The following is a 21,042-nucleotide window of genomic DNA, read 5'->3' as shown; positions in this document are numbered from 1 at the left end:
ATGTTATTGCTTTTTCATTTTATGCCCTTTCACGGCATAAAATAATATAAATAAGTAACAAGGTAACAATACAGAGTAGCCAGTTTGTAGCGAGGTAAAGCCGCTCAGTAAGCCCCATAACACCGGACCAAATGCACCGCCCGCTATACCCATTACTAACAGTGCTGAGCCTGTGCTGGTTAGTTTACCTAAACCCGATAACGCAAGTGGGAAAACCGCCGGCCAAACAATGGCGTTTGCTAAACCTAAAAAGGCAATTAGCAGTAAAGCATCTGGTAAATTAGCGCCTCCTAAAGGCACCAGTATGGCATTGGCAATAACAAAAGACTGCGCATCAATAAACAAAATGCAAAGGGTGATCACAATACCCAATACAGCCGATGCTGTTAAGGCCGATTGCTGAGAGATAAATTTAGGGATAAGTAAAATACCTAAAATATAACCAAACACCATAAACATCATAGTGTATGAGGTCATTACCCCATAGTTTTCAATACCCAGCGATAGTGCAAAAGTACCTATGGTATCGCCAGCAATAACCTCTACCGCAACATACAAAAAGATAGCAATAGCACCTAACACCAAGTTTGGATGAGAGAGTGTTTCACGAATTTCACCTTTGTCGTTTATTGCTTCTACTTCATCATTGATAAGCTCTGGCAGCGGAGACTTTTTAACCGCAAAAGCTAATACACCAATAAATAAGGCCATGCCTAAGTAAGGTAAAATAAGACCATTTGCCATATCATCAACTTGCTGTTGGCTTAGATCTGTGCCCACGGTACCGGTAAAGTTACTTAAAATTAAGGCGGTAAAAACCATCGGTGAGATAACTCCTGCGCCTTTATTTAAAATCCCCATAATACTAATACGTACAGCAGCCGATTCTTCTGGCCCTAAACGTACTACATACGGATTAACCGCGGTTTGTAATAAGGTTTGCCCTGCGCCCATTACCAACTGCGCTAGTAAAAACAAAGGAAAAAACTGCGACATAGCAGCAGGAATAAACATTAAGCCTGCTAACATCATACAGCCCATCCCCAATGCCATACCGTTTTTGTAGCCGACCTTTTTGATCAGTACTGCCGAGGGCAGCGCAGTAAATGTGACCGCAATATAAAAGGAAAATAAAATTAACGACCCTTGAAATGGGGTTAACTGTAAAATTTGACTTAAGTAAGGCATTAACGAGCCATTAAGCCAAGTAGCAAAGCCCAGTATAAAAAATAATACCGCAACAATGGCCATGGGGACCACGCTACTATTTTTGGACGTATCCATAACATTGGTTGTCATGTTATTTTCCTTTATTTATATTTATTATGTTGTTAACAAACCCGAGCGCCGCCAATCCACGTGCTAATGACTTGTTGTTGTGTGTTTAATTGTACAAAATCTGCTGGACTACCCAGTATTAATCGCCCGTGTGTGGCAGGCAACTTTAAATACTGAGCAGGATATAAACTCGCCATTTTAAGCGCTTGCGCTAATGGCTGTTTTAAATGAATCACGGTGTTTCTAACTGCGGTTGCCATATCAAGCGCAGAACCCGCCAACTCGCCTGTTGTAGAGGTGAGTTTACCATTCTCTAAGCTGACAGTTCGGTCAAAAAAAGCAAACTGAGTGTCATCTGTTCCCACTGGTGGCATCGCATCAGTAACTAAAAACACGTGCCCTATGGGTTTTGCTTTTAATGCCAGTTGGCATGCTGCGTAATCAACATGATGGCCATCAACAATTAAGCCACAATAAGTATCATCATTTAATAATGCACAGCCAACCACTCCCGGCTCACGCCCTTGTAGTGGTGACATAGCATTATACAAATGCGTAAATCCGGTTGCCCCAGCATCAACGCCCTGTTGAGCCTGTTCAAAGCTTGCATTGGTATGACCTAAACAAACCTGAATCCCTAAATCGCGCATTTTGGTAATATCGCTTGGTAGTACATTTTCAGGCGCTAAGGTGACTACGACTTTACCTAAATCTTGACGAGATAACACCTGCCACTCTTGTTCAGAAATAGGACGAATAAAATCAGCGCTGTGAGCCCCCTTTTTTGCCACTGATAAGTGCGGCCCTTCAAAGTGAATACCAATAATACCTGGCGTTTTTTGGGCTATCGCCTTAGCAATTACATCGGCTGCTTGGCGCATTACTTCTACGGTGTCAGTAATTAACGTTGGCAGCATAGCAGTTGTACCGTATTTGGCATGTGCTAGCAGTATTTTTTTAACCCCTGCAACACTGCTAGTACGGTTAAACAACTCACCGCCACCGCCATTAACTTGTAGATCAATAAAGCCAGGTGCGACTAAACCCGTTAGGTGCTCATCTGCCTGCTGTACGTTATCATCTATTGCCGTAATAATACCCGCATCAACGCTCAGCACTTTGTCGTTAACAAAGTGCTCGCCATCAAAAAACTGGGCTACATGGATTCGTTTAACTGACATTTATAATGTCCTTGTTACTTTTTTAAGCCCCTTTGGCTCATCAGGATTAAAACCACGGCTTAATGCCACTTTTGCCACATCAAGGTAAAAACGCTGTAATACTAAAAATGGCGCTAATCGCGGGTGTACTTTAATACCTTGTTGATTAAGACTAATCACTTGTGCACCGCGTTTTTTGACCTCAGCAATTTGCTGCTGATGTGACTCTTTGGTTTCATCTTCAACCAAACAATCTAAAATCACTAACCCTTGCTCAACTAAAGTCACCGGACCATGTAAAAACTCCGCACTACTAAATGACTCAGCATGAATAGCACACACCTCTTTAAGTTTAAGTGCCATTTCTTTTGAGATAGAAAACCCTAAACCACGTGCCAACACCACCATATTCTTAATATTTGCAAACTCAGTAGGTTGTAACTGAGTTGGCGAATCTATAATGGCATTAAGCGCGCGAGGTAACTCGTCAAGCCCTTGTAATAATGACTCATTTTGAGTCCAATTAGCAACAATATGTACTAGGGCTGATAACGTTGCCAAATAGCTTTTTGTTGCCGCCACCGAAATTTCATCGCCAGCTTTAAGAGGAACAAAATCATCGACTATGTCTTGTAGAGGTGACGCTTCATCGTTAACCAGCGCAATACAATAAGCGCCCGCCTCTTTCGCCATTTTTGCCTGGGCAAGAATGTCTGGGCTGCGTCCTGATTGAGAAATTACAATCACAACAGCGCCTTCAAGCTTTAATGTTTTACCATATACACTCGCCACTGATGGCGCTGCTGAACTGACCGGTACACCCGCTTCAATTTCAATTAAATACTTACCAAAAACGCCAGCATGATCTGATGAACCGCGACCAATCATCATAACCACCTTAGGGGCCATATCGCGAAGCTTATGACCAATTTTTTCCACTAAAGGTTGGTTGGCAATAATTTGCTTTTCAATAACATTTGGCGTTTGCGCCGCTTCTTTTTCCATTAGTGTGTTAAACATCATAACTCCTGGCTGCTGTAATTAACGTGCTGTTGTTTAGCGTAAAGTACAGACCCCATTTCTGGTGACGATAATGGGGCTGATAAAATAGCTTGTATGTCTGGGTCTAACCATGTTGTCATCACGGTTGATAAGCCACCAATAAACGAAAGCCTTGGTGGGTTTTTATCTAATAATTGTCGTGCAATGTCGCTTAAATAAGCGCCACCTTCTTTTAAAATGGCAATTGCTGTGGCATCGTTCGCCTGTGCTGATTGAAAAACACAACCTGCAAGTTGCGCAAAAAAGGCTGCAGGCTTATTGGCAATCACTTCAACAAGTTGCATTGCATCGCTGACTTCTAAATACTTCATTAACAAGTTAGTAAGCGCACCACTTGGGATTAATTTATCTAGGCTAAGCAGCACATACTGACAAGCAGTAAAGCCAATCCATGCACCACTGCCTTTGTCACCATGTGGAAAGCCATGACCACCAATCATAAACGATTGGCCATTAACGTATGAAAATCCACACGAACCAGTGCCAGCAATCATCACTGCGCCATCCTCGCCCTGATGAGCGCCCATACAAGCAATAAGTAAATCAGTAGTTAAGTGCATGGCTTTAAATGGGTGTTGCCATTGTGTCATTTGATTATGCAAACTTGGTAAGTTAACCCCTGCTAGGCCAACCCCTGCAATAAGCTCAGATAAAGGCGTATCTTTAAGCCCTGCATCTTGTAATGCTAAACGCGCTGATTGCTCAATAGAATGAGTTGCTTGATTAAAACCATGTAACGGGTTACCTGGGCCTGCCACACCGGTGCCGACTATGTTATTACAGCTATTGACGATAATTGCTTTACATTTAGTGCCGCCGCCATCGATCCCCACAAAGAGTTGATTGTTTTTAATATTGTTGGTGATCATTTTTGCCTCTTAAGTTGTTCGACCGTTTTGCAAAACACTAAAATAAAGCCGGACTGTCATACTGTATGAATCTTATACTAGCACAAATGACAGCGTTGTCATTATTTTTATTTACAAATAAATAACTTCTTCAATCGTCAATAATTTAACGGAAAAACGCACCTTAACGGTGCGTTACTTTAAGCTTTCTGCTTACACGACTAGCTGATGGAGTCTTAGATCGAACCCATACATCTTGTGTTACTTTGACAGGTTGTGTGTAGGTTTGCCATTGCTCATCACCTTGTTTGTATTCAATCACTAAACCAGGGTAAGCAATATTGGCGTACAACATGCTATTCTCAATTTTAGCACCTGCATTTGCAAGACGATAATGCACATCAGCACGTTCTAACTTGGCAAATTCTTTTAGCCCCATGGTAGCAGCAAAAGTTTGCCATTGCTGATCGCGCTGCTGTTTTAATTCAGAGCTAAAGCGATTTGTTTGTTGGCTGTAAACAAAGCCATTGTGATCATACGGTACAGCCCAATCTGCTTTATGCCAAGCGCGCTGTGCCAGCGATAATAATCGTGGGAATAGCTTATATTCAGCCATATTATTGGTACGCGTATTTTCGCTCCATAATTGACCCTGAATACCCACAAAACGTTTATCTTTAGCTAAAGGCGCGGATACGACCTTGCCTTGCTCATCATGCTGTAATGTGTCATCAGCTACATAAGGCTTATCTTCTCTATCAAGCCAAAATTCAGCATGAATAGGCAAATTATCTGGCATAAACTGAAATATTTTCTCAGTATTTATGTGCCTTGAAGCCCAGTAATAACCATGCTCTTGTGGGTCTGCCTCATACGGAAAGTCAAAATACAGCACATCTGGCGACGAAAGCACTGCTTGCCAATTTCTATTGGCAAATTCATGTGCACGCTGATGGCCATTCCACATTAATAAATCCCAAATATTACCTTGCACAACCTCTGGCATATTCTCTGGGTTAGTATGCGATAAGCCATCGCTCCATGCTGCGGTTTCAATATTCATATCAGCCAACATATTAGCGATACGTTCAATAAAATAACTGCCCAGCTGACCTGCTTCGGTAATTTCTAACTTATTTTGTTTAATAAAATCAGCACAAGCAGGTGAATCGACCCATGCTCCGGCGGTTTCATCGGCACCTATGTGATAACGAGTTAGCGGGTGCTGTGCCTCACTATGAATACTTTTTACTTGTTCCATTACTTCACGGATAAACGCATAGGATGAGTCTAAACACACATTAATGGTATTGTCGTTGTAGTGCTGTACCGACGAATAGAGCGTTGTATCAAGCGGGTCATAAAGTAAAAACTGTTCGGCTTTTTGTTTATCGCCTTGTTGTATGTATTTATTATAACGCGCTTGCATAGATTTAATCGCAGCGCGAGAATGTCCTGGCATATCAAGCGATGGGATCACCTGAATGTGACGCGCACTCGCCGCTTTAAGTATTTCTTGGTAATCAGCTACCGAATAATAGCCGTTTGCTGCACTTGAAGTATCAAGCCCTGCGCCTAGCTGTGGCATTAAACATTGCTGCTCGCTTTGATCAAAACAACGCTTTGCACCTATATCTGTAAGCTCAGGCAGTGATGGAATTTCTAAACGCCAGCCTTCATCATCACCTAAGTGTAAATGTAGCTTGTTAAGTTTATAAGCAGCCATCTGATCAAGTAACTTTAAAATGAAGCCTTTATCACGAAAGTTTCGCGCTACATCGACCAACACACCTCTAAACTGATAATGCGGTGCATCAATAACTTCTCCCACAGGTAATATATTACTGTTAACCTGATATAAGCTCGCTAAACTTTGCAGAGCATAAAAAACACCCGTTTCGTCAACTGCATCGATTACAACCTCATCGGCTTTAATTGCTAATTTATAACTACCATTAAGCTGATCTTTTTTAACCTTGGAATTAAGTGTGACCTTAATTGCCGCTGCATCATCGTTTAAATTAATACCTAGTAGTTCCAGCCGCTCGATTGCAGCTAATACACTTGATTTATTAACTTCTGCATAATTAATATTAAGCCCCAGGCTAATATCAAGCGTTTGAGTTTGACTAAACTCGCTAACGCGTGGGGTGGGTATAATTTGCTGAGCAATGACATTACTCACTTGATTTTGCGAGGTTAAATAAGCTGAAAAGTCATACTTTTCATTACGCTCAAACAAGCGCTCAGCAGTAAGCCACTGTGTTTTGTCGCCCGCAGTACGTTTAAACTGACGAGTGTAATCGGTATAAGGTTCTACATGAGGTAATAGCTCTAAGCCCGTCTCTGGGTCAATTTTAGGCTTTGTACTTTCAATCACTTTAGCGGTGTCATTGTTATTCACCACGATATAGTTAGGAATAGCGTCGCTTTGCGATAATGACCAAAAATGCGCATAAAAAGTAATCGCTTTAGTCTCACCGGCTTTAAAGCCAGTAAACCCATCTTTAAGCTCAATGACATGAATATCACCATTAACGTGTTTAATAGTAAATTCATCGCTAATCGACTTTTGTATTGGCGTAATTTGACTAAAGTAAATTTTCCATTGGTCAACGTTAATCGCCGAGTTGGCAGTTAAATGTAAATTCGCTTTAAAACAGTGACCGTTTTCAATATCTGGATCGCACTGTGCTGATGGGCGGTTATCAACTTGCTGATATTTTATTTGTAATGTTTTAGCAAGTAACTCCACCGCACTATCGTTTGCAGGGCTTAGCTGAACCGATGCCGTATTTTGTCCTTCAACATTGCCCTGACATGCACTTAAACCTAGTGCTAAGCAGCATGCTGTCAGTAATGATTTAATCTTCATTCGCTACTCTCCCTTTATTATTAACTTAGTCACTCAAGCATCTCTTTCAAATGCTAAAAATTAAATCGATTTTTGAATGCATTTATTCTTAGTGCGGTTAGTTTATAATGTACCATCAGCTAAAAAATATTTTATGCTTTAAATTAATCACTATTCATATCTAGTAATTGCTACCTTAGCCAAACAATCCACTACGTAGGTTCTAAATAATAATTAACATTGCGCTTTAACTTATGACAACGCTGTCATTGGGCTATTAATGTATCCTTTTTTTTCTTTTATAGCTACACAGAAGGGCAAAAAAGATACAAAAAATTTACAAGTGTGAGCTTAATATTCTTTTAACCCATTGTATTTAAATTAAATTTAAATATTACTAAATTATTACCTAAAACTTTATCTACCATTCTCACAAGAAAGGCGTATAAATTAACTGTTAATATTCAATGATGTCTTTATAATTTAGTCGTCAAATAATAAAAACCGAGTACTGTTAACTACTCTTGCTGTAGTCGTTAGCCGATAAAGATAAATTAGTACCTAAAATGATATATAAAGGTCTATTAAGCCTATGAGAACAACAATAAACGACGTGGCAAAAGATGCCGGGGTATCAATAAAAACGGTATCAAGAGTAATAAATAACGAAACCTCGGTCCGTGACAACACCCGTGAAAGAGTTATGGCATCAGTCGAAAAGTTGAACTTCCAGCCAAACTTAGCAGCAAGAAGTCTTGCAGGAACAAAAGCTTACAGCATAGCTTACATATACGACAATCCTAATGCGTACTACATTATCGACATGCAAAATGGTATTTTAGATGCGTGCAAAAAGCAGGGGTTTGAACTACTTATTCACCCATGTGATGCCAAAGAAGCGCATATTTTTGATGAAATTACTAATATGATTAAACGCACTCGTATCGCGGGAATCTTACTCACCCCGCCCTTTTCTGAAATGCCTGAGTTTGTTGAAAAGCTAACTCAACTAGACCTAAAAGTTGTGCGTATTTTATCAGGGCACGACGCGCCTGACTCATTAACACCCTGTATTATGATTGACGATAATCTCGCCTCAAAGTCAATTACTGAGCATCTAATTCATAACGGCCACACGCGCATTGGCTTTTTAGCCGGTGGCAGCGAGCATAACTCGACCAAAGAGCGCTTGGAAGGTTACAAAGCAGCGCTAACCCAATACGACATTACTATAGATCCAAGCTTAATTATTGATGGCGAATATTCATTTGAGTCGGGGGTTGAGGGTGCTAAAACACTCATTAGCCAAACAAATAGGCCAACCGCTATTGTCTCATGTAATGATGAAATAGCCGCCGGTGCGTTATTTGCAGCCAGATTAATGAACATTGATATACCCAGTGAACTTTCTATAACAGGGTTTGAGGATAGCCCATTCTCTCGTCAAACATGGCCAAAACTCACCACGGCTCATCAGCCTAATAATAAAATTGCCGAAGATGCGGCCAGCTTGTTAATAGCACAAATTCGTAATGGCAATGACCGCGATATTATAAAACTATACACTCCTGAGCTCGTCGTTAGAGACTCTACCGCACGTCCTCTTTAGCTTAGGTTAACCATATAATTCACTTCTGCGCTGTAACAAACGTTCAGCGCAATGTTGTATTAAAAACGGCCTACTTTTTGAATATACCTTCTGTATTACTGAATTTATTTACAATAAAAAGCGCGGTAAGTTAAAACTTATCGCGCCATTACAAACTCTTCGAAGGTTAAAGCCACATGAGTTATTTTGGTAAATGAAAATTACCCCTCACTTATCGCTGTATTTAAACCGGCCTCAGCATCAGCGAGCATAGCAAACTCCTCATCTGCACTTTTGGCCACTAAATGTTTAGAGCTAAAGCCAAAGTAATACGCCGCACCGACTATAAATAGCACCATAGTGTATAAAAAAGCACGGGGGTCAAAGGCGTACACACCGGTCAGAGCAATCAAGGATAAACACAATGCTATGCTTGAAGTGACAATGCCGCCAGGCGTTTTATAAGGTCGAGGTAAGTCGGGTTGTTTTAAGCGCAACATTATATGACTGAACGCCATTAACGCATACGATACTGTTGCACCAACCACCGCCATAGCTAACATTAAATCGCCCTCACCACTTAGTGAAGCTAAAAAACCAAATACAGCAGGTACAATAAGCGCTCGTGCTGGCACTTTACGCGCTGTAGTAATTGATAACGAACGCGGTAAATATCCCGCACGCGATAACGCAAACACCAACCGACTATAGCCATAAATAATAGAGAAAAATGAAGCCACTAGCCCTGCTAATCCCAGTATATTAACCACGGTTGCTAAATCGCTATTGCCTGTTGCATTTAACGCATCTACCAACGGAACTGCACTTGCGCCCATTGCTGTTGCACCTGCTGCGCCGGGTACTAACACAACCACTAATAATGCGGTAAACAATAAAAATACCATGGCACCAATAATACCTTTAGGTACATCTTTAGCCGGATCTTTTGCTTCTTCAGCCGCCAATGGCACGCCTTCAACCGCTAAAAACAACCACATAGCAAAAGGTAATGCAGCCCATACCCCATACCAACCCAAAGGTAAAAATTCATTCGCACCTGCGGCATCAGTTACTGCAACATCAAATAAATTGGTAGCATCAAAATTTGTAATTAAAACCACTGCCGTTGCAACAATAGCCAGTACCGCTAAACCGCTTATGACCATCATTACTTTTAGCGCTTCACCTACTCCAGCTAAATGAATACCTACAAACACCAAATAAAATAGTGCATAAACCCATGGGCCATTGAACCCCGTTAACGCCTCCACTGCAGAGCCAATAAATATCACAATGGCGGCCGGTGCTAACGCATATTCAATTAATACCGCAAGACCGGTTAAATAACCACCCGTTGGCCCCATTGCTTGACGAGCAAAACTATAACCCCCTCCAGCAGCAGGAATAGCAGCCGACATTTCAGCCAGCGATAACACCAAAGTTAAATACATAATCGCCATTAACACTGCCGCTATCGCGAAGCCGCCCCAGCCAGCTTCTGCAATACCAAAGTTCCACCCAGCAAAGTCACCTGAAATAACATACGATACCCCTAACCCTGCCAGCAATAGCCAACCTGCAGTGCCACCTTTGAGCTGCCTTTTTGCTAAGTATTCTGAATTATTAGTAGACATAACATCCTCTTTATCGATTTTTTATTTTTAGTTACCGCTATTCCGCATTTAAAAAATGACGGCTCGATTGTTGATGCTCAATCACATCATCCTGTGTCCGATCTTTTAAGTTCACTCCTGTTAGTTTTAATGTTTTAGCTTCATTTAATAAATAGGCTGCCCGTCTTGCCGCATCGATATAGGGCAAACCAGCAGGACGAATATTAGATATACAATTACGCAGCGAATCGTTAAGCCCTGTTTTAGGCTCCCAGGTTAAATAAAGTCCCAAGCTATCTGGTGAGCTAAGCCCAGGACGTTCACCAATGAGCACCATCACAATTTGGGCATTCAATAACTCACCAATATCATCACCAATGGCTACTCGCCCTTGTTCAACTAAGGTGATTGGAGCAAGAGTAAGTGGCTTATTAACGCTCAACTGTGAAAGTAATTCAGCTATAAAAGGAGCTGCATTTTTTTGAACCGCCAACGATGACAAACCATCAGCGACTACAATGGCTAAGTCGTATTTTTCTTGGGTGCTTTGCTGTTGCTCAGCAACAAAATCAAGTAATAATTGACGACTATTCTCATTTAGCTTTCGACCCAAATCTGGTCGTTGTAAATAAGTAACTCTATCAACCGCTTGGCTATGTAAATGCAATACACGCGCATTAGCTGCATTAACAGTCGCTAACTTTGCTTTCATTTCATTGATATCAAGTGGAAAATTGACTGCATCGCGCGCTTGCGCATGCGACAGTTGAAACGCCAGCATTTCAGAGGTTGGTAAACTAATACCCGCTCGACCAAGTCCTATGCGAGCATCAGTAAACTGGCGTAAGTCACGCCATGGGTTGTGTACCACATTGCCATTATTTTTATGATCAGTATTAGCAAGGTCATTTGATTTAAAATCTGCAGTCATGAACGGCCTCCCGCCAGTGCATCTAACGGCTTAGCAAATGCAGCGGGAAGACTGTGCGATAAAGTAACATCGCTACTGTTTTTCATAATGTTCATGTTAGTAAGCCACTTTTCAAATTCTGGCGCGGGACGAGAGCCTAGAACTCGGCGCACGTATAACGCATCATGAAATGAGGTAGTTTGGTAATTGAGCATAATGTCATCGGAGCCCGGAATCCCCATCACAAACGAGCACCCAGCAACACCAAGCAGCGTAAGTAAATTATCCATATCATTTTGGTCAGCCTCGGCATGATTGGTGTAACACACGTCACATCCCATCGGAATACCCAGTAATTTGGCACAAAAATGATCCTCAAGCCCCGCGCGGGTAATTTCTTTGCCATCAAATAAATACTCCGGGCCTATAAATCCCACCACCGTATTAACTAATAGTGGATTAAATTTTCGTGCAACGGCATACGCGCGAGTTTCGCAGGTTTGCTGATCTAGCCCGTGATGAGCATTAGCCGAAAGCGAGCTGCCTTGCCCTGTTTCGAAATACATCACATTATTGCCTACCGTGCCACGCTTTAAACTCAGCGCGGCATCTTGTGCCTCAGCTAAAGTATTTAAACTAAAACCAAAACTCGAATTGGTGGCTTCTGTTCCACCAATAGACTGAAACACTAAATCAACTGGCGCCCCCGCTTCTATGCATTCAATCGTATTAGTGACATGGGTAAGCACACAGCTTTGGGTAGGAATTTCATATTTTTGAATCACCTCATCCATCAATATCATCAATTTAATAGCCTGCGCCACGTTGTCGGTTGCGGGGTTTATACCTATCACCGCATCACCATTACCGTACAGCAACCCATCTAAAATACAGGCAGCAATGCCGTTAATATCATCTGTTGGGTGATTAGGTTGTAAACGCGTGGATAAATGCCCAGGTAAACCAATGGTGTTTCTAAATGCACTGGTTACATGGCATTTTTTAGCAATAAGGATAAGATCCTGATTACGCATTATTTTGCTAACAGCCGCAGCCATTTCCGGAGTGATCCCCTGTCTTACACTTGCAAGTACCGAGGGAGTTGCAAAGTCACTTAACAACCAATTACGAAAATCTCCCACGGTTAAATGAGCAATCGCCATAAATGCACTAGCATCGTGATCGTCCATAATTAAGCGAGTTATTTCATCGTCTTCATAAGCAATCAGTGCCTCATTTAAAAATGCCTTCAACGGAATATCCGCTAAGGTCATTTGGGCAACCGCTCGCTCTTGCGCTGATTGTGCAATAACACCCGCTAACCTGTCACCTGAGCGATGAGGAGTGGCTTTTGCCATTACTTGCGCCAAATTTTTAAAATTATACACCTGCGTGCCCAGTGTATATCGGTACCTTTGCCCCATGATCTACTCCACATAACAACTAGTTCAAACCTTGGTACAGGTTTTGCTGACCTATAAGCTATAAATCAATTTTGTTTAGTTTCAAGAGAGCTTAATTCATACCAAGACACTATCGAATTTTGGCAAATCATCATTTTTAGCTTTATTTCATATAGTTAACTATAGTTACAGGTGGTAACTTAATCTTAATAAAAATAAAAAAGCAAAGAGTAACGCCATTATGACGCAGCAAGATTTAGCTAGCGCACCACAAAAGAGCATGGTGCATACCCAAGATATAGATGAGCAGGCGCATAATCTAACGCAGTGGCAGCAAAAATATGATCAGCTCAGTGATGGGCGATTTTTTGGGTGTATAGAAAGCGTGGATTATTCTAATATTCATGCATTTGAAGAATACACAGAGCGTGCTCTTCACCAACAATGCGCAATAGCGCCACGATCTATTTGGCTTGGGATCCCAAAGCAGTCGCAGCAGAGCAAAATTAATGGCTTAAATGTGGCAAGTAATCAATTTATGTGTCGCACTAGTGAGAGTAACTTTGAGCTTATTACACCTGAGCAGTTTAATATTTATGGTTTAGTAATAGACACGCAATCGTTAGAGCATATGGCTCAGATACAAGGGATGCACTTAAAAAATATAACGTCTTCAGGTACTGAGCGACTGACAACATGCAACGCCATGCTAAAAAGTGCCCGGGGTATAATAAACAGTATGGTTAGCAACAACGCTTTTGGCCTAAATGCCGATTTACAGCAAGACATGCTTAATATGCTGGCATTACATTTACTAAACGAACAGATCCCATGTCAACGCATCGCTCCCAGTTATAAACACCGCAAAGCGGTTGTTGATAAAGTAAAAGATTATATAAAAGCGCATCCACAAAACACGGTAACAATTACTCAATTATGCGAACTCACCTTTGTGAGCAGGCGTACCTTACAATATAGTTTTGAGAGTATTTTAGGGATAAACCCACTGCGGTTTTTACGTTTAACCCGATTAAATAATGTTAGAAGAGAGCTAAAATTAGCAAAGCAAGATAAACCCATTTCTGTGGTTGCTGCCAATTGGGGGTTTTGGCATGCAGGGCAATTTACCAAAGACTACACGCAATTATTTGGTGAGAACCCTTCGCAAACAGTGATAAACCATGCTTCTTATTTAGCAAATTCTAAATCGATAATACATGGATAACGAGGATACGGGTTTCGGGTGGCGAGCTGCGGGAGGCGCTGCGCTGAAAGAATAGATTTAAGGGCTGATATGACTAGGTGCTAGACTGTTTGCACAAGCTCGCTACTCGTCACTCGAGGCCCGTTGCCTTCTCATTTACTCCTCATTCACTTCTCTTTGTGCAAACATGTTTTAAGTGATTAATTCAAAAAGAGATCATGAGACGCTGCGCGGAAAGAGAAGGCTAAAGGTGCTAGGTTGTGTTCGCTGCTCGTGACTCGAAACCCGAAGCTCTTAGCTCGAAGTCAGCCTTATTTCGGTAAGTCAAAAGCCCTATTTGATCGGTGCTAATTAAGCCGCGATTAAATAGGACTCTTGTCCTGCATGTTTGTTGTTACGTTTAAACGAACCTTTACCTTTTTTAGCTTTAACCACTTGCGGTTTAAATACTTTAGAGGTTACCAGTGCCGCCAATGCGTTGTGCTTTATCACTCCTCGACCGGTGTCTACTGCGGATTTATTAACCGCTTTTGCGTTGCCTTTTTTAGCCATTTGTTTTTTCCTATTAGTAAAATGAGAGGGATACATATCCCACACTGATATTGATGGCGATTGTATGCTTAATTTTCAAGCATGCAACCATTTTTAATGTCTTTTTCAATTTTTTAAGCATAAAAAAGCGCCGTTTAAAACGGCGCCTTTGCTGGTTAATTTAGGGTCTGTTGACCTTTCAAGGTTAAATTTGCAGCAGTCTGTTTGGTATTTAGGCAAGGCAGCGCCTATGTAGTGTGGTTATTCCCCATAAATAGGCGATAACGCAGCATCAATGCCAAACAGGCGCTGCCCGAAGGGTTCTGCCTAGGGGCGATTTACTCTTTGTTGCTCGGTTTTTACTTAGCCCACTAGGTTACAAACCTCGCGCCGCGATTAAACCGCCCCTAGTTTGAACAAATTTTAATCCGCAAAGGCCAACAGACCCTAGTTTAAAATTAAAAACTAAAGCTTAGTTTTGCATAGTAACTACGGCCATCAAAACCGTATGGTACTGCACGTAACGGGTATTTAAATGCCCCATTTGAGATAGCATTTAGTACTTCATCATCACCTAGCTCATCCGGTGTTTCATCAAATACGTTGTCTGCTCCAACCGATAACGAAAACATCTCATTAATTTCATAGCTTACGTTTAAATCTACGAGTACTGCAGTCTCTACGGTACTCGTCGCTTTAAACGAACCATCTGTTGCAAGCTCAATATGGTCATTACCAAAGTACTTCACATCAGTTTCGCCAAAGTAATTAAAGCGGATCATTGCGCTGTAGGCATCACGCTCATAATCAAAGGTAAGCGTTGCACGTTCACCCGGTTGTCCGTCGGTTAAAAAGCTACTTTGAATGTCATCAAGTGCTACACTTTTTGGAATACCAGGTGCTGCATTCACACTATCAATTTTAGTTTCGTTTAAGTTACCCGCAAACGTAGCAGAAAAATTACCGTCATATAAATCAGTGCGGTATGACGCAATAATGTCCACACCTTGAGTGGTTGAATTCACTGAGTTTGAAAAGTAATTCGCTTGCTCTGCACCCGTTGCTTGCAGAGCAGCAACCGCCTCAGGACTAAACGCCACATCATCAGCCGATAACAAGCTGCCTAATGTAATACGGTCTTCAATTTCTACACGGTAAAAATCCACCGTTAACGATAAATCACTGGTCACATCGTAAACAAAACCGGCACTGTAGTTAGTTGATGTTTCAAGCTTTAATGTATCAACGCCTAAAGCAGCAGGAAATGCAGAGCCCGTTGTCGCAGTAAACGACTGACTTAACGTGCCGTCAGACCCTAAGTTAGTGGTAAACGCAGTGTAACCACTTTGCTGTAATGATGGCGCTCTAAAGCCCGTTGATAAGGCACCACGTACTGCAAAGTCATCATTAAATTCATAACGTGTTGCTACTTTACCTATGATGTCGTCACCCGCATTCGAAAAATCTTCATAGCGAAGGGCACCGCTCACATTCCATGCATCGCTTAACATGGTTTCTGCATCTACATATACTGCGTAACTATCACGATCGCTTTTGTTTGAAGCTTCAGGACGAAGGCCGTTATAAGCTTGAAAGCCACATTGTGCAAATTGACTCGGATCGTTCACCGATGGATATGAGGTATCCGTGTTGGCTGCTCCACATGCGTATGATGCCACCTCACCTGGTACAATTTCATAGTTTTCTTTACGGTATTCAGCGCCAATTGAAACATAAACAGGCTCACTGCGACCAATATCAATAATTCCGTTTATATCTGCATTAAACGTTGTTTGATCAAATCTAAATCCACCCGAATAACCCTCTGTTGGGCCAGCATTCGCGGCTATATCGGCATCGCTTGCACCCGGATTATTAAATAAATACTCCGCCGCGTATGACGCATTTAAAGTATTTCGTGAGGTAAAATCGTATTGGTTTTCACCGTAAACAGCAGAAACATCGTAGGTCCAATCAGGGTTAATTTCACCTTTAAAACCAACAGCTACCGAAATATCTTGTGCTTCATTGTCGATTTGCGGTAAAAAGCCGTCGCTGTATACTTGCGTTACGTTTTTAGACGCTTCATTAAAATTACGGTAAAAGCCGTTGCCTAGTGCCGTGCGCTCAGAGTAACCACCAAATGAGTAAAGCTCCCCCTCACCCATTGGCAACGCCATATTGTAAAATACCGAAGTAAATTCACTCTCTGCATTACCTTGTCCCCAACGAACTTCGTCAGATAAAGTACCTGGTGCAACATTAAGTGACCCACCCGTATCTCGCTCTGCGCGGTTAGTTTTATCTGCATCTCGATACTCAAGCGATAAATTTATAAAACCGCCTTCATTACCTAATTCAAAGCCACGGTTTAAACCGGCTGAAATTGTTTCTCCATCTCCTTCTGCCGTTTCGCCATATTGTACGTACCCGGTGGTTAAATCTGTTGAGTTATTAAGTGATAAGTTGATAACCCCTGCAATTGCATCTGAGCCATACTGCGCCGCCGCACCATCACGCAACACCTCAACCCCTTTTAAAGCAATAAGCGGGATCGCATTCATGTCAGTACCCGCAGAGCCGCCGCCCACAGTACTTGTTAAACCAAAAATAGATTGATTATGACGGCGTTTACCGTTGACTAAAACCAGCGTTTGGTCTGGTTGTAAGCCGCGTAATGTAGCAGGGCGAAATAAATCAGAACCATCAGAAACCTGTGTTCGTGAGAAGTTAAATGACGGCGCCGTTGCCTGTAAGCTCTGCCCAAGCTCGGTAAAGCCGCCTTTGTTTAAATCATCTGCGTCAATTAAATCAATAGGTGATGACGACTCAGTGGCAGTTCGGTTTGAAACTCGCGATCCTAAAACAGATATTTGTTCGATATTTTTTTCAGCTTTAGCTGACGCTTCTTGTGCATTAACCATACTTGGCGCACTGAAGGCAAAAGCAACCGCTACAGCCAAGGTGTTTAAACGATATGTTGACATAATGATGACCCTGTTTTGTGTATTCTTATAATGTGTGTGGGGTATATTCATGTATCCCCTTGCCAACATCCTAGCAACATACATAAACAAAAAGAAACAAAAACTTGATAAAATTAGCATAAAAATGCAAATAACTTTAAAAACAGGAAAATAACACCTTTAAGAGCTCAAAATACAATCAAAGCAGCAATTTAATATCATACCACCGAAGGTTAATACAATGTTAAATATAAAGTTATATTTATAAGAACTAAAAACAACGTGGTTGTACGTTTTTTAAACCAAGCTGGTGATAAAACGTACTTATAATGATCTTTTATGCGGTTTTTATTAGACTAAAGTAGATAATAAAGAGAAGAAGAGGAACTCAGAGGAAATTATAAATAGGTGGTTTTGTAATACTGCCCGTTTTTAAATGTTATTTTATACAGAGTCTATTTAAGAGGTATAACTCTGCCAATCAAATTCACTAATAACATGGCAAAGTAATGGGTCTACGCCTTTTGAGTCACAGTATGCACGTAATTGCATGGGAGTTTGTTCATCAAAAATAATTTGCCAAACAATATACAACATATGATTAAACAGAGTTAACTCATTATCATCAGTACCAGCTAAATCATGGCAACTCATCAGTAAGTTACATATTTTCGTGTCGTATCCCCATAACTTTAAAACGTAGGCCGAAATAAAATTGGCACTCACGTATCCATTGTTGATGGTTTGCGCATGTTCATCTGGCGGTTCACTTTCGCCTTGAGACAGTAAAATAATTTTGCCAACAAAACTCAATAACGCCACTGAAAATAATAGTTCTTGATCATGTAAGTTAAAACCTGCTTGCTTTGCAAAACGCTTAACACAACTAGCGTAATTCGCCGCTATATTTAATTGCTTTTCATGCACATCAACAGGAATAGACGATTCAAAATTTTTGGCAACCAATAAAGAAGTGGTGATAGCCATTAATATAGTGGTTCCGAGCCTCGACACAGCCTCATCTATTGACGATGTTGGCCTTATAAAGCCAAGATAAGCAGAGTTTGCAAGTTGCAACAATTTAGCGGTTATTATTGGCTCTTGAGAGACAACATGGCTAATATCATGTAAATCAAATTCATCGCTTTGTACTAAGTCTCTGAGTTCTTTTAAAATAAGAGGGTAAACAGGGAAGCTGATCATTGCCCCTAACTGCCTGCGCACATTAAAAGCAAAAGGTAACGACTTTAACGCTGCTACATTGTCAAAAAGCGCGGTTATATCTGCTTCATTAAACGGCTTAGCAAGGTAAGCATGCACAACATTAGGTTGTCGCATCATGGTGCTCAATGTCATATCACCAGTAAGTAATGCTCTGACTGGGTAGGGGTTTTGTGAAGAGCATTGCTCTAAAACATCCAATCCATTCATTTGCGGCATTAAATAATCACTTAATACTAAATCTAAGTCTTGCTTAGTGTTTAGCAGCTGCCAAAATTCATCAATATCAGAGGTTGTCATTATATCAACCTCTGGATAGGCTCGATGAATAGTCCTTTGTAATACTTTTAATAAAAAAGCATCATCGTCTAGTATGACGACCGTAATCGAACTCATTGCGCACCTTGAGAATTAAAATGGTTTAAATAATTACAAAAATCATCCTGCTCTAAAGGCTCACTGTAGTAATAGCCTTGTATGTAGTCACACCCTAACTTTTTAATTAATTCACATTGATAGGCTGTTTCTACCCCCTCAGCAACAACTTTTAAATTTAGATCATGCGACATACGCGTAATATTACGAATCATACTTTGCATCGCTAAAGACGATTCAATATCAGTAATAAGGGTTCTATCTAGTTTAACGCCATCTACAGGGAGCTTAGAAAGATAGCCAAGTGATGAGTAACCTACACCAAAGTCATCAATTAATAGCTTAAACCCCAACGATCTTAGCCTTATTAATTGCTGTTCGCAGGTAGTAAAATCTTCGATTAGATAAGTTTCTGTTAACTCAAAAACTAACTGTGACGGCTCTAAACTATTGCTGCTTAAACACTCGAGCATGTAGTCAATCCAATCCGGATCATCTTTTAATTGCCTAGCAGACAAGTTAATTGCTAATACACCCACCCCTGTTTTGTTGTCTGCCCAGTATTTTAGTGTTTTACAGCTTTGAGAAATAACCCAGCGCCCTATTGAGATAATTTGACCATCGCATTCAGCAATCGGGATAAAATGAGCTGGCGCTACCCAGCCATGTTTACTCGGCTCATACCAGCGAATTAACACCTCAGCAATATATATTTGGCCTGTTTTAGTATCAACCTTTGGTTGAAAGCGTAATGAAAGCTCATCTTTATTTACCGCTGTTAATAATAAACGGCTTAAATCAAAGTTCTTTTTATAATCTGCGACCAGCTGAGGGTCAAAGCGAGAACAAATACGCTGCTGCTCACCTACTTGGTAATTCATCGTCAACTGCATTTGATTAACGAGCTCTTTTCCCTCTAAACTATCCTCAGGAAACAAACCATACACACCATAAAGCTGCACATGGGCATCGATATATTTACTAGGAAGTGCTTTTTTCAGATCATTCATCGCCTTATTTAAAACGGTTAAAATTTCACTATCAGATTTAATTTCAGGAACAAATAATACAAACCTATCGGCGCTCTTATGAAGAACTTTGACCGCTTTTTCTGATACGCCTTTTAGCACCTCCAAAACCAATTTTATAAGGTGGCTGCCATCTTCGCCCCCTAGCAAATCATTAATTAATTGAAACTGCGAGATACCTATATAAACCAAGGCATAACATTCTTTGTTCGCTTCACACAGCGTTAAATGATGATAAAAGTCAGACTCATTGGTTACTACCGACTGTGTTCTGGTAAGTTGAAAAATACTACTCAAGCTGTTTGAGTTAATTGATAGCTTCAAAAGTTGGAAAGAATCATCATTTAAACAACGCTCTATCATAATTTCTTCGCTTTTCGCTAGATCAGAGGCGCGTGCATAGTTAATAAAAAGTGTACTGCTTTGCTTGTCAATAAAAGACTGGCTTACCGCTTTATTTTGAGCTGTATCTAAATGGGCGAGGTGTTTGTTTTCGTATAAATGAATATCAGGAATGATTTCAGCGGCAGGCGCGTTAAAACGATTAATAATGCCGTTATTGTCTATTTCTATTAGGCCAGACATGCTGCCCATTAATAACTGATCTCTTACTCTTTTAGCTCGGCGCTGTTCATATTTTACTTGCGCCTCGCTAATGTTTTCAAGTAGTTCACTATCGACCCATGGTTTTTCTAAAAAACGAAATACCAATCCCTGATTCAATAACTCAACCACAGACTTAAAATCAGCATATCCACTTAGCACTAAGTTTACGCAATCGGGCCAGCGACTTTTAACCTGCCGCAATAAATCAGCACCGTTCATTTCTGGCATTCTAAAGTCAGTAATGATTATCTCAACTTGATTAGCCGCTAATATTTCAAGCGCCTCAAAACCAGTGGATGCTGTTATTACATCATAACCAGAACGAACAAGTACTCGTTTTAAAGACTTCAATACATTGAGTTCATCGTCTACTAATAAAATTCGCAAAGCCACTA

General features: G+C 40.9%; 14 protein-coding genes. 2 read left to right on the top strand and 12 right to left on the bottom strand.

Annotated features, from left to right (window positions below):
* Positions 1–3: 3 nt before the first annotated feature.
* The 5 genes from nagP to ACNSN2_RS16215 form a co-directional block, all read right to left on the bottom strand.
* Complete coding sequence (gene nagP / locus ACNSN2_RS16235; RefSeq protein ID WP_138596240.1) at positions 4–1,299, bottom strand: N-acetylglucosamine MFS transporter NagP; 1,296 nt, start codon at positions 1,297–1,299, stop codon at positions 4–6.
* Between the two features lie 32 nt (positions 1,300–1,331).
* The gene (gene nagA, locus ACNSN2_RS16230) at positions 1,332–2,459 is read right to left on the bottom strand and encodes an N-acetylglucosamine-6-phosphate deacetylase (RefSeq protein WP_418609797.1); all 1,128 of its coding nucleotides are present in this window, start codon (positions 2,457–2,459) and stop codon (positions 1,332–1,334) included.
* The gene (gene nagB-II / locus ACNSN2_RS16225; RefSeq protein WP_418609799.1) at positions 2,460–3,458 is read right to left on the bottom strand and encodes a glucosamine-6-phosphate deaminase NagB-II; all 999 of its coding nucleotides are present in this window, start codon (positions 3,456–3,458) and stop codon (positions 2,460–2,462) included.
* Entirely contained in the window at positions 3,458–4,369 is a 912-nt protein-coding gene (gene nagK / locus ACNSN2_RS16220) for an N-acetylglucosamine kinase (RefSeq protein WP_010389495.1), read from the bottom strand. Before nagK ends, nagB-II begins: the two co-directional genes overlap by 1 nt.
* Positions 4,370–4,532: 163 nt before the next feature.
* Positions 4,533–7,223 (bottom strand): family 20 glycosylhydrolase, encoded by a 2,691-nt coding sequence (locus ACNSN2_RS16215; protein WP_418609801.1) that lies wholly within the window; start codon positions 7,221–7,223, stop codon positions 4,533–4,535.
* A 571-nt stretch (positions 7,224–7,794) separates the two neighbouring features.
* Here ACNSN2_RS16215 and ACNSN2_RS16210 point away from each other — a divergent pair.
* Positions 7,795–8,811, top strand: coding sequence for a LacI family DNA-binding transcriptional regulator (locus ACNSN2_RS16210; RefSeq protein WP_418609803.1), 1,017 nt, complete (start codon positions 7,795–7,797; stop codon positions 8,809–8,811).
* A gap of 200 nt (positions 8,812–9,011) precedes the next feature.
* On the opposite strand, the gene eat is transcribed toward ACNSN2_RS16210, so the two are convergent.
* From eat to ACNSN2_RS16195, 3 genes are read right to left on the bottom strand one after another with little or no spacing between them, the layout of a single operon-like run.
* Positions 9,012–10,424, bottom strand: a complete 1,413-nt coding sequence (eat, locus tag ACNSN2_RS16205; protein ID WP_076918807.1) for an ethanolamine permease — start codon at positions 10,422–10,424, stop codon at positions 9,012–9,014.
* A gap of 37 nt (positions 10,425–10,461) precedes the next feature.
* Complete coding sequence (gene eutC, locus ACNSN2_RS16200; protein ID WP_008114356.1) at positions 10,462–11,334, bottom strand: ethanolamine ammonia-lyase subunit EutC; 873 nt, start codon at positions 11,332–11,334, stop codon at positions 10,462–10,464.
* Entirely contained in the window at positions 11,331–12,737 is a 1,407-nt protein-coding gene (locus tag ACNSN2_RS16195; protein ID WP_418609806.1) for an ethanolamine ammonia-lyase subunit EutB, read from the bottom strand. The genes eutC and ACNSN2_RS16195 overlap by 4 nt, the downstream gene beginning before the upstream one ends.
* Before the next feature lie 220 nt (positions 12,738–12,957).
* Here ACNSN2_RS16195 and ACNSN2_RS16190 point away from each other — a divergent pair, with 220 nt between their 5' ends.
* Positions 12,958–13,941, top strand: coding sequence for a helix-turn-helix domain-containing protein (locus tag ACNSN2_RS16190; RefSeq protein WP_109875070.1), 984 nt, complete (start codon positions 12,958–12,960; stop codon positions 13,939–13,941).
* A 330-nt stretch (positions 13,942–14,271) separates the two neighbouring features.
* Here ACNSN2_RS16190 and arfA read toward each other — a convergent pair whose 3' ends face one another.
* The 4 genes from arfA to ACNSN2_RS16170 all read right to left on the bottom strand — a co-directional run bounded on the left by arfA (position 14,272) and on the right by ACNSN2_RS16170 (position 21,040).
* Positions 14,272–14,472, bottom strand: a complete 201-nt coding sequence (arfA, locus tag ACNSN2_RS16185) for an alternative ribosome rescue factor ArfA (RefSeq protein ID WP_418609808.1) — start codon at positions 14,470–14,472, stop codon at positions 14,272–14,274.
* Between the two features lie 437 nt (positions 14,473–14,909).
* Entirely contained in the window at positions 14,910–17,438 is a 2,529-nt protein-coding gene (locus ACNSN2_RS16180) for a TonB-dependent receptor plug domain-containing protein (RefSeq protein WP_418609811.1), read from the bottom strand.
* A gap of 438 nt (positions 17,439–17,876) precedes the next feature.
* Positions 17,877–19,034: an HDOD domain-containing protein gene (locus ACNSN2_RS16175; RefSeq protein ID WP_055011569.1), complete on the bottom strand. Its 1,158-nt coding sequence runs from the start codon at positions 19,032–19,034 to the stop codon at positions 17,877–17,879.
* Entirely contained in the window at positions 19,031–21,040 is a 2,010-nt protein-coding gene (locus ACNSN2_RS16170) for an EAL domain-containing protein (RefSeq protein ID WP_418609813.1), read from the bottom strand. Before ACNSN2_RS16170 ends, ACNSN2_RS16175 begins: the two co-directional genes overlap by 4 nt.
* Positions 21,041–21,042 lie beyond the last annotated feature (2 nt).

It is taken from the genome of Pseudoalteromonas sp. US3C1013 (assembly GCF_048401115.1).
In the GTDB taxonomy this organism is placed as follows: Bacteria; Pseudomonadota; Gammaproteobacteria; order Enterobacterales; family Alteromonadaceae; genus Pseudoalteromonas; species Pseudoalteromonas undina.
The sequence above is the reverse complement of the archived record's forward strand: the minus strand, read 5'-3'. Positions and strand labels throughout refer to the sequence as shown.